The sequence below is a fragment of the Microvirga massiliensis genome (genome assembly GCF_001006805.1).
Classification (GTDB): Bacteria; Pseudomonadota; Alphaproteobacteria; order Rhizobiales; family Beijerinckiaceae; genus Microvirga; species Microvirga massiliensis.
The window spans coordinates 1-10,697 of the sequence record NZ_LN811384.1 but is presented as its reverse complement, the minus strand read 5'-3'; the positions used below and the strand labels follow the sequence as shown (position 1 = coordinate 10,697).

Annotated in this window: 10 protein-coding genes; 5 read left to right on the top strand and 5 right to left on the bottom strand. The window is 63.0% G+C overall.

Going from position 1 to position 10,697, the window contains the following annotated elements:
- Positions 1 to 317: NAD(P)H-dependent oxidoreductase (locus BN1233_RS42315; RefSeq protein WP_342341702.1), on the bottom strand; the 317-nt coding region annotated here is incomplete at its 3' end.
- 599 nt (positions 318 to 916) lie between these two features.
- Between BN1233_RS42315 and BN1233_RS42305 the strand changes: the two genes are divergently transcribed.
- Positions 917 to 1,174 carry an acyl carrier protein gene (locus tag BN1233_RS42305; protein WP_046869695.1) on the top strand — a complete coding sequence of 86 codons (258 nt, stop codon included), beginning with the start codon at positions 917 to 919 and terminating at the stop codon, positions 1,172 to 1,174.
- On the top strand, positions 1,171 to 2,379 hold the full coding sequence (locus BN1233_RS42300) for a beta-ketoacyl-[acyl-carrier-protein] synthase family protein (protein ID WP_046869694.1): 1,209 nt from the start codon (positions 1,171 to 1,173) through the stop codon (positions 2,377 to 2,379). Before BN1233_RS42305 ends, BN1233_RS42300 begins: the two co-directional genes overlap by 4 nt.
- A gap of 327 nt (positions 2,380 to 2,706) precedes the next feature.
- On the opposite strand, the gene BN1233_RS42295 is transcribed toward BN1233_RS42300, so the two are convergent.
- The gene (locus BN1233_RS42295; protein WP_046869693.1) at positions 2,707 to 3,213 is read right to left on the bottom strand and encodes a DUF4142 domain-containing protein; all 507 of its coding nucleotides are present in this window, start codon (positions 3,211 to 3,213) and stop codon (positions 2,707 to 2,709) included.
- A gap of 225 nt (positions 3,214 to 3,438) precedes the next feature.
- Here BN1233_RS42295 and pyk point away from each other — a divergent pair, with 225 nt between their 5' ends.
- Positions 3,439 to 4,875 carry a pyruvate kinase gene (gene pyk, locus BN1233_RS42290; protein ID WP_046869692.1) on the top strand — a complete coding sequence of 479 codons (1,437 nt, stop codon included), beginning with the start codon at positions 3,439 to 3,441 and terminating at the stop codon, positions 4,873 to 4,875.
- A gap of 69 nt (positions 4,876 to 4,944) precedes the next feature.
- Here the strand turns inward: pyk and BN1233_RS42285 are convergent, their stop codons facing one another.
- Complete coding sequence (locus BN1233_RS42285; RefSeq protein ID WP_425311797.1) at positions 4,945 to 5,445, bottom strand: Lrp/AsnC family transcriptional regulator; 501 nt, start codon at positions 5,443 to 5,445, stop codon at positions 4,945 to 4,947.
- A 90-nt stretch (positions 5,446 to 5,535) separates the two neighbouring features.
- Between BN1233_RS42285 and BN1233_RS42280 the strand changes: the two genes are divergently transcribed.
- On the top strand, positions 5,536 to 6,756 hold the full coding sequence (locus tag BN1233_RS42280; protein WP_046869690.1) for a diaminopropionate ammonia-lyase: 1,221 nt from the start codon (positions 5,536 to 5,538) through the stop codon (positions 6,754 to 6,756).
- A gap of 161 nt (positions 6,757 to 6,917) precedes the next feature.
- On the opposite strand, the gene BN1233_RS44070 is transcribed toward BN1233_RS42280, so the two are convergent.
- Positions 6,918 to 8,078, bottom strand: coding sequence for an alpha/beta fold hydrolase (locus BN1233_RS44070; RefSeq protein WP_147707864.1), 1,161 nt, complete (start codon positions 8,076 to 8,078; stop codon positions 6,918 to 6,920).
- A gap of 1,103 nt (positions 8,079 to 9,181) precedes the next feature.
- On the opposite strand from BN1233_RS44070, the gene BN1233_RS42270 reads away from it, so the two are divergent.
- Positions 9,182 to 9,979 carry an aldolase gene (locus BN1233_RS42270; RefSeq protein WP_046869697.1) on the top strand — a complete coding sequence of 266 codons (798 nt, stop codon included), beginning with the start codon at positions 9,182 to 9,184 and terminating at the stop codon, positions 9,977 to 9,979.
- A 69-nt stretch (positions 9,980 to 10,048) separates the two neighbouring features.
- On the opposite strand, the gene BN1233_RS42265 is transcribed toward BN1233_RS42270, so the two are convergent.
- On the bottom strand, positions 10,049 to 10,498 hold the full coding sequence (locus BN1233_RS42265) for a pyridoxamine 5'-phosphate oxidase family protein (protein WP_046869689.1): 450 nt from the start codon (positions 10,496 to 10,498) through the stop codon (positions 10,049 to 10,051).
- Positions 10,499 to 10,697: the final 199 nt, after the last annotated feature.

Here is a 10,697-nt window from a genome sequence, read left to right as displayed (position 1 = left end):
CGCAGCCTGAGGGCGCCGAAATACCAGTGATAGAACAGCACCGGCATCCCCGTGGTCACGACGAGGTGGGCCGAGCGGCCGGCGAGCAGGCACTTCGGGAAACCTTGCTTCTTGTATTCGAGCGCGAAGCCAGGCCGGAAGATGTGCTCGAGAAAGCCCTTCACGAGAGCTGGCATAATTCCGTGCCAGAGCGGAAACAGGAACACCCAATGGTCCGCCCAGCGCAGGTCCTCGCGTGCTGGAACGAGCGTGGGCGGCAGGACATCGCTCTCGAATTCCGCCTGCGTGCGCAGCAACGGGAACGCGAGCTGGGCGATTTCGATGCGACGAACCGCGCGTGCCCCGCTGTGGTGACACCTTCGACATAGGCGTCGGCCATCGCGTGCAGGAGGTGATGGCCCGCCGGATCCGGATGCCCCTGAATGATCGCGATGCGCCGGCTCACCTGATGGGCTCCGCGAAGCGAGGGCTTATCGGCACGCGTCCTCGGGCAGTCTGGCAACTCCCAGGCAGCCCAAGGCAAGAACGGCTGCTTCAGGCCAGCCGGGCGATTTTCTGGGCCGGCGCGCCCGTGTCTCGCCGTCGATCCGAATCGCTCTGCCTGTGACGGGCTCATGCTTCCACCAAGACACAACATTCCCATATCGATGATTTCGGGGCAGCCCCCGGATTTCCGGCTTAAGCGCCCCTTTGCCGAAGCTGCCAAATTCATCCCTGGAACATCTGACCTTGATGCCCTGCTCGTGTGTGTGCAAGGGTTGCTGGGCAAAGTCCCCGGTGAGCGCGGACTCGTTCGCCGGCAAGCCGAGCTCGAAGAGACGTTGTGCAGCACGATGGCGGGGGATTATGCTGGCCTGAAGAATACCCCAGGGCGGCACATATCGGTGCTGGAGCGTGCAATGACGAGAGATGCGGAATGACGGAAGTCGCGGAAGGCGTCATGGAGATTATCGCTGCCGCGTCGAAGCGCGACAGGGGCACGCTGCAAGCTTCCGATTGGCTCGACGAACTCGGGATCGCGTCGCTCGAGGCCGTGGAGATGATCTTCGAGCTCGAGGATCGCTTCGGCATCGAGATCCCCGTCAACGCGAACAACGCGGGTGAGGTTTTCAAGACCGTGGCGGACGTCGTGCGTCTCGTGGAGGGGCTCGTGGCCGCCAAGGACGCGGCATGAGGCGAGTGGTGGTCACAGGGTGGGGAGTCGTCTCGCCCATCGGGCTCGATGCGCCCACCTACTGGTCGGGCCTTACCACAGGGCGCTGCGGTATCGGTCCCATCTCCATCGCACCGAACGAGCGATTGAGACAAAGGGTAGCCGCGGAGGTCAAGGACTTCGACCCTCTCGCTCACTTCGCGCCCGACCGATTGAAGCTTCTCGACCGTGTCTCGCAATTCGCCCTGGTGGCCGCGCGCGAAGCGGTCGAAGGTTCGGGTCTCGTGCTCGACGATGAGCTCCGGCAGCACACGGCCTGCATCATCGGCTCGGGCGCCGGCGGTCAGGTCACGCAAGATGAAGTGTTTCGGCAGTTCTACGAGGAGAAGGCGAGCCGCGTATCGCCGCTGACCATTCCCAAGATGATGGTGAGCGGTCCCGCAAGCCATGTCTCGATGGAGTTCGGCCTGGAAGGGCCGGCCTATGCTGTCGCGTCAGCCTGCGCCTCGGCAACCCACGCCATCGGTCAAGCCTTTCACATGGTGCGCTCCGGATCCGTCCGCTGTGCGGTGGCCGGCGGTTCCGAAGCCGGCATTACGCTCGGCAGCCTCAAGGGGTGGGAGGCGATGCGCATCATGGCCCCGGATACCTGCCGGCCCTTTTCGAAGGATCGCCTCGGCATGGTGCTGGGCGAGGGAGCAGCCGTGGTCGTGCTCGAGCCGTTCGATGACGCGGTGCAGCGCGGGGCCGAGATTCTCGGCGAAGTCGTCGGCTTTGGAATGAGCGCTGACGCGCGTGATCTCATCTCACCGGACGAAGGCGGGATGGCTCGCGCAATGGCAACTGCGCTCGCTGATGCGCGATTGGCTGCCGAGGATGTGCAATACGTCAATGCCCACGGTACTGGAACGGCGGCCAACGACGCCACCGAGACAGCGGCGCTCAAGCGCGTGTTCGGGGGGCATGCGCGATCTCTTGCAATTTCCTCGACGAAATCGATGGTCGGTCACCCGCTCGGCGCGGCCGGTGCCCTCGAGCTCGTGGCAACTCTCATGGCCTTGCGTGCTGGGGTAGCGCCGCCCACGATCGGCTTCAGGGAACCGGACCCGCTCTGTGACCTTGACGTGGTGCCGAACCAGGCGCGGAGTGTCGCCATGAACGCAGCCATCTCGAACTCGTTCGGCTTCGGCGGTCTCAACGCCGTGCTCGCCGTCAGGCGAGTCTAACCTGTCGAGACGAGCGCCGCTTCATGCCCGCGGCATGGATCCTCATCTCACGGTTTAATCCGTAATGCGAAGCGTTCCTGCGTGCCGCAGAGCACCGCAGGAAGGTTGTGCGTCGGCATCGGGAATTGCGAATCAAGGTGCGGGTATCAGCAACCGACGAGCTGATCGCAAATTGCAGTTCCGCACCCGATGCCGTGAGCACCGCTCACGTGCTGCGCGCCTGTTCAGTGGGGCGGCATCGGCACAAGGGAACTATGCCAGCGCATCCTGTGATCAGGACGAAAAGCTATCGAGAGTGGTTGATGCTCCGTTGAGCTGCGATCCTGATTACTGAGTCTTTGCGCTCGCGAGGGACTGTGCCATCTGCAGGTGGTTCTGCAGCGCTGGCAAGGTTTGATTCGCATAGTCGGCTGCGGGATCGTTCTGTCGCTTGGCCTCCTTCTGGTATTCTGCGACATCTTTCTTGTGATCTGCGACCATGTCCTTGATGAACTCGCGGTCGAAAGCATCACCTGAAAGCTTCGATAGCTTCTGGTAAATCTGCTTCTGCTTCTTGTTCGGCTCGGATGGTGCCGTCACGCCCATCGAGCTCGCGACGGACATTGCCTTCTGATTCGCGCTCGAATGGTCCTCTTCGAGCTGACGTCCGAAAGTCTTGACGCCGTCGCTGTTGCCCTTCTGCTGAGCGAGTTGGCCCACGGCTACTTCGGACAAGTTGCCCTCGATCGCTTTTTTGATGAATTCCTGTCCCGGCCCATCCTTGGCCCCGGCTCCATACGACGAAGCCGCTAAGGTAGCGGCGACTGCAAGACTTAACATCAGCTTCTTGGACATCGGGCACCTCACAGAGGTAGGTGGCGTGACATGGAGCCCATGTCACCCGTTCCATGAACGGCCTTCACCCTGGGCGGTTCCCCGGTGCCTTAGTCCAGGTGCTGAGATTCCATTCAGACCTCGGCCCAGGTTGCTCCAGATGGGATCGTCTGGACGGACATGATCATCGATGATATCCGCGCGGCTCCGATAATCGAGGAGGCGGCCAAGACCGCCGAGTGACCCATGCGCCGCCAACGTCACGCCAAGATCGTCGCGACCGTCGGACCCGCGAGCGCCTCTCCGGACAAATTGCGGGAGCTGTTCTTCGCCGGCGTCGACACCTTCCGGCTGAACTTCAGTCACGGCACCCACGAGGACCACGCCAGGGTTCACGCCGCCATCCGCGCGCTCGAGAAGGATGTCGGGCGGCCCATTGGCATCCTGCAGGATCTGCAGGGACCGAAGATCAGGATCGGCACGCTGAAAGACGGAGCATTGGTCCTCTCCGAAGGCGAGACGATCCGGTTCGTTCTCGAAGGTACCAATGGTGACAAGTCGGCGATTCCTCTCCCGCATGTGGAGATCTTCGAGGCGGTCCTCCCGGGGCAGGAATTGCTCATCGACGATGGTCGCGTGCGCGTCAGGACGACGAGCCGAGGTGGAAACTCCATCACGGCCGAGGTCGTGACGGGAGGGACGATCAGCAACCGCAAGGGCGTCAATCTGCCGGGAACGATCCTGGACATCTCGCCTCTCACGCCAAAGGACCGAGCAGATCTCGCCTTCGGTCTCGAACTCGGAGTCGACTGGGTCGCGCTGTCATTCGTGCAGCGACCATCGGACGTCATCGACGGCCGCATCCTGATCGGAGAACGTGCGGGCCTCATGGTGAAGATCGAGAAGCCTTCGGCCTTCGAGCACATCGAGGATATCGTCCGCCTGTCCGATGCCGTCATGGTCGCCCGCGGCGACCTCGGCGTCGAGATCCCGCCCGAGGAGGTGCCGGGGCGCCAGAAGGAGCTGGTTCGCATCTGTCGTCTGGCCGTCAAGCCGGTGATCATTGCAACCCAGATGCTCGACTCCATGGTCAGCGCACCGACGCCCACGCGAGCGGAAGCTTCTGACGTTGCGACTGCGATCTATGATGGCGCCGATGCCGTCATGCTGTCCGCCGAGTCGGCTTCGGGGCGATACCCGGTCGAGGCCGTCGCCATGATGGATCGCATCATCAAGAAGACGGAGCAGGACAAGGCATACCGGTCCATCATCACGGCTCTGAAACCTGAGATCGAGGAGAGCCCGCCGCATGCCGTTGCGAGTGCGGCGGGCGATCTCGCCCAGGCGATCCATGCGCCCTGCATCGTCGCGTATACCTCGAGTGGCACCACCGCGAGCCGCATTGCCCGCACCCGCCCCGACGTGGGGATCTTGGCGGTCACTCCGGATGAGAGCGTGGCGCGGCGACTTTGCCTCCTCTGGGGCGCCCACAGCGTCCGCTCGGAGGATGTGAGGAGCTATGAGGAGATGGTGGAAAAGGCGGAAGCCCACGCGCGGGCCGAGAGTTTCGCTCAGGCACCCGAATCCATCGTGGTCGTGGCCGGCGTGCCCTTCGGGATGGCAGGCACAACCAACAATCTCCGGGTCGTGCAAATGCGTCCGGGAGAGAGATCTCGCCCCTGAGACGGAAGGATTGCTGCCGCTGAAGCGCGAGGAAATGCATCATCGATATGCAGTCACCAAGTGATCCCATCAATCCGATAGAGGAACCGCCAATCCGACCTTGACGCGGTCCATGGCGACAAAGGTGCGGAATCTCTTCACGTTGTTGTTCCCGAAGAACAGGCGACGCGTGAGCGCCTCATAGGCGGTCATCGTCGGAACCACGATCACCATAACGAAGTCAGCCTCGCCGGTGACGTAGTAGCACTGCTGCACCTCGGGAACTGAGGCGAACTCCCGCTTGGCGGCGTCGATCAACTCCGCGGTCTCGCTGATCACCTCGACCTCAACGAAGATGGTGATCGGTTGCCCAACCTGAGCCGGATCGACAACGGCGACATTCGCCTGGATGACCCTGGCCTCCTCCATCCGCCGGATGCGGCGTTGGACGGCCGGCGCCGACAGGTTGACTGCCTCGCCGATCACCCGCTGTGGCGTGGAATTGTCCCGCTGGAGGATGTTCAGGATCGCCAGATCGAAGGCATCAAGGGCGATCGAGGGCGAAGCCTGGGCCAAAATCGGTCTCTTCACGCGAAATATTCTTGCATTCGGTAGGCCTGAATAGAGCGCTTTTCTCCTGCCGGATGCAATATCGTCTCGTGCTTCCTTCGGAGGACGGCGATGTTTCTGCCCAACCAGCACCCCGACTACCGCCAGCCCCTCGACCCGGTCGATGCCGAGACCCTGGGCGTGAAGGCCGCCGAGGAGGTCGAGCGCTATCTCGCTTGCCGCGACAACCCCGTGCCGACGCCTCTGCTCACCCTCCCGGCCCTGGCCTCCGAACTCGGCGTGGGCGCAGTCCACATCAAGGACGAGAGCCTTCGGCTGGGGCTCGGCAGCTTCAAGGCCCTGGGGGGCTCCTATGCCGTCATCCGGCTCGTGCTGGAGGAAGCCGGCCGTCAGCTCGGACGGCCCGTCGACATCGCCGACCTGCACACACCCGCGGTCCGGGCCATCGCCGCCAGCCTGACGGTGGCCTGCGCGACCGACGGCAACCACGGGCGCTCAGTCGCGCAGGGGGCGCAGCTCATCGGCGCCAGGGCGGCCATCTTCGTCCATGCCGGCGTCAGCGCCGAGCGTGTGGCGGCCATCGCCCGCTTCGGCGCGCAGTTGATCCGGGTCGAGGGCACCTATGACGACTCGGTCGCGGAGGCTTCACGCGTCGCGGCCGAGAAGGGCTGGACGGTCGTGTCTGACACTTCATGGCCGGGCTACGAGCGCATTCCTGGGCTGGTGATGCAGGGCTACACCGCAATGGTGCGTGAGGCTCTGCGCCAGCTTCCCGCACCGCCGACCCATGTGTTCGTGCAGGCCGGCGTCGGCGGCGTTGCGGCCGCCGTCGCGGGATATCTCGCGCTCGTGCTCGGCGACCGCCGACCAGCCTTCATCGTGGTCGAGCCGGCGCGGGCCGCCTGCCTGCTCGAGACTGCGCGGGTCGGGCACCCCGTCAAGATCGCGCCCGGCGCGCCGACCGTCATGGCGATGCTGGAGTGCTACGAGCCCTCGCGGGTCGCCTGGCGGGTGCTGTCCCGGGTTGCCGACGCCTTCATGACCGTCGACGAGGAGGATGCAGTCGCGGTGATGAACCGCCTCGCCCGCCCGGGCGGCAGCGATCCCGCCATCGTGGCGGGCGAAAGCGGCGGTGTGGGGCTCGCCGGCCTCGTCCGGGCCGCGGCGGATCCCGAGATCCGAGTGGCACTTGATCTCGATGCAATGTCCCGGGTCTTCGTCATCAACACGGAAGGCGCGACCGACCTGGAGCGCTACGCCGATCTGGTCGGCGTGAGGCCAGAGACCGTGACGACCGGCGCCACATTTCATGCCAGAGGGGCATGGGCATGACCGGTCCCGCGATCAACGCGGAACGCTTGCTCGCCCGCATTCGTGAACTCGGACAAATCGGCCGTACAAGGATTGCTCGCGGATCGCAGGTGGCCCCATGTAGGAAAGGGGCGGGGGACATGAATATCTGGGAGAGGGGCCCGTCGGCCCCTCTCATGAAGTCACAAGATGAAGTCGTCGGCCGTAAAGGTGTGCAGGCCTGCCACTTTGATCCTGAACTCGGCAGACGAGTCGTAGTCGACGCTGCCTTTGATCCAGGTCACCCCGAGGTCCGCGTCCTGAACGAACTTAATTTCCTCGCCGCTGCGGCTGAACAGCTTCTGCCCGATGAAGTGGAAGTCCTGCTTTCCGCTTTGAAGCACGTCGGCGTCCAGACGGCTGAAGTCGAACCGGTCACCGTCCCGATAATTCGTGATGGTCGCGGCGTTCTTGGCGGCGTCGAGTGACTCGAACACATACGTCTTGGGCTCAGGTGCCGGCGCAGGGGTTGGTTTCGGGGCCGGCATCGCTGGCGTATCCGTGTCGATCGCGTCCAGCATCTCCGGAGCGCGGATCATGCCACCCACCGAGTGGCCGACGCCATCGGCGATGACGAGTTCCCAGTTGAAGTCCCAGCCTTTGGACTCGGCCATTGCTTTAGCCGCGTTGTAGGCGTTCAGGCCGCGTTCCAAACGATCATCGCCCTGGCGCATGGCAGCCGAGCTCTTCGAGAGATCCGAGTCGTTCGGATTGTCGTCCTCCGAGCCGAGATAGATGGTGATCGGGTCAGCGAGGTAGTCCTTCAGGAGAGCTTCCGACTCCTTCGCCGAGAAGTAGCCGCCGAAGCCGTAGGGCGCCTTCTCGGTCAAACTCGGCCAGACGAGCGTCGAGGGGTTGGCGATGATCATCTTGTCGAAGCCACTGTCGTCGCTGCCCGCCGTGTACGCCGCCACGCGGCTCAGGAACTGCCCGCCACCCGAGTGGCCAAACAGGATGACGTCATCGCTGGAGTCGAGACCGGCTTTCGCGGCACCCCATTCCGCGAAGTCTTTGGCATACGAGACGGTCCAGTCATCCCGGTCGGCGATCAGCTTACCGTCCTTGATGATGCCGCCCATCTGGTACTCTGACGAGGGGAAGCTTGTCGAGCTGAACTCGGGAGCGACGACGAAATAGCCCATCTTGTCGGCAAGTGAGACAGCGACGTCCCTGTTCAGGGCAGCGTCACGTCCAGCCCCATGGAAGGTGAGCAGGACCCCGTTAATCTCGCCTGATGGTCGATAAGTGTAGGCCTTAAACGACGTCCCGTTGAAGCTTACTGTCTGAGTCTGTTTAGTGCCCATATCGAGTCTGCTCGCTACCGATAATTATTGGCAATGAATGCCATGATGATTGGCGAAGAACGTCGTGCGCGGAGAGCGCGCATCGAACGCGGATGATGTGTCTTGGTGTCTGACTGGGAGGGAGGCGCCTCCTCCCTCAGTTGAACCGGAACGCAGGACTCAGATACGGCGTTTTGATGAATGCCCAAAGATAAGCGTTAGTAATTGTAGTCAATATCTCACTTCGAGTTATCTTACTCAGCGTCACCGTTTATCTACCTGCTACATATGCGACGTAAGGTAATGTAATGTTACGTTAGGTAAACTATTCTATGCTCCTTATGTTCTTATCGATAATGTCTCTCTAGATAATAATAACTTCTGATGCGCATAGAAAAACTAAATATGGCGACAAAAAGACTTTGCTTTGGAAACGCCATAACGAACGGCCCGGCACCCATTCGGGAGTCTGGCTGCTCCTCGGGTGATCGCGTCATGTGCAGTGCGAGTTGGTCTCGAACGCGCGGCTCAGCAGGGTACGGAAGCGCAATTCGTACACTCGTGAGTGCTCTCGCCGGCCAGCGCCCGGAATTGTCCTGTCACAGAACTGTGTGACCACCGCGGGCGGGAAGTCATGCGACATTCGTGATGCCGGGAGCATCCACGCGGTCGATATCCTAAAGGCTTTGAAGGGATATGCGCGTCGGTTTCGACAGCGCCGACTCGTCAGCGTTTTCCGGCACCTGCAGACCGACCGCGCTTCGGCGATTGACCGGCCTACGACTCTCCATGTCTGTTATGGTGCGAGCCTGCGAATCAGGAATCGCATCACCATCAAGGGTGTCGCCACGCATGCCGATACGACACCGATCTTATCACTGCGCCACTATCCTGCTCGATGTCATTGCCCGAACGAGAGGAGCGAATCGCGAGGAAGCTCGATCCGAACGCGATCGAGCGAGACACAGCAGCATGAAGACGGGGACGGCACACACAGCCGGAGTCGGCTTCGAGGAAAAGCGCAACTCCGCGCTCACTGCCGCGAGCCCCCACACGAACGCCTCGCAGCGATTGCCTTTGGCCCGATCGTCGTGGATCTTGCGGCGCCCGCAACGGAGTTCGCCATGGCCCATTCCTTCGTCCCCAGCAGCACCCCCGTCACCCGCGCCGGTCCGAATCAGCCCGATCTGAACTCCGACGCCGTCTGGGAGGCCAAGGTGGACCTCGCCGCGTGCTTCCGCATGGCGGCGCGCTACGGGCTCGAGGAGGGCATCTGCAACCATTTCTCGGCCTTGGTTCCGGGCTACGACGACCTCTTCATCGTCAACCCCTATGGCTATGCCTTCCGGGAACTGACCGCCTCGAAGCTGCTGATCTGCGACTTTCACGGCAACGTGGTCTCCGGCGAAGGCCAGCCCGAGGCGACGGCTTTCTACATCCACGCGCGCATCCACAAGGCGATCCCGCGCGCCAAGGTCGCCTTTCACACCCACATGCCCTATGCAACCGCGCTCGCGATGACTGAGGAGGATCCGCTGATCTTCGCCGGGCAGACGTCCCTGAAATTCTATGGCCGGACTGCCGTCGACCGGAACTACAACGGGCTCGCCCTGGACGAGCGGGAGGGGGATCGCATCGCCGGCGCCGTCGGGGACGCAGACATTGTGTTCATGAAGCACCACGGCGTCATGGTGCTGGGGCCGACGATCGCGGAAACCTGGGACGATCTCTACTATCTCGAGCGGGCGTGCCAGGTTCAGTGCATCGCCCTGTCGACCGGACGCAAGGTCCTGCCGGTCGAGCCGGCGATCGCCGAGGCGGCTTATCGCCAGATGCGCGAAGGCGATGCCGAATCCGCGCGGCTCCATCTTGCCTCGGTCCGGCGAACGCTGGACCAGGAGGAGCCGGACTATCGTAGCTGAGGACGAGGCCCCGAGGAGCAGCCCGAGAAGGAGCGGCCGCGCTGACCAGAGCGGTCGCTCCCTGCCGCGTCAGCAGGTGACGAGATCGGTGTGCGCGAAGCCCTTGGAGTAGTCGAGCACGGAGATCACCGTCGGCGTCACGCGGAAGATGCGGACCTCCTCCGGGCTCGGCATCGGCCCCGGAAGGGTGACCTCCGGATATTTCAGCATGAGCATCCGCAGGATCTTTTCGGCCTCGGCCGGGTCGACCACCGCCTGCGCGCGGGCCGCCATCGAGAGGCCCGTGATCGCCATCAGGTCCGACGTGTCGTGATCGATCGTCAGCGACACCCGATCGTCCCGCGCCAGATTGGCGGCCTTCTGGCTCTCTGAGCCACAGAGAAAGTAGAGGGTGAGGCCTTCGTTTGCGTAGCCGACGGTCGTTGCCTGCGGCCAGCCATCCGGCCGGAGCGTGGCGATCGTCATGATCCGGTGCTGATCCAGCAGCGCCAGGATCTTCCGCCTGATCTCCTCGTCCATCGATCGCCTCCATGTGATCGGGCATCCGGAACTCCGCGTGATCGGTGGATGTCTCGATAGTCAATCTCCCCGCCTGCCGTGCCTGCGCATGTCCTCGATCCAGCGGGCACGTTTCCCGTCGTCCGCGAAGGCCAGCCCACAGAAGTTCTGGCGGACCGGCTTGATCCCGGCGAAGCGCAGGATGCTGCGCTCGAAGGCG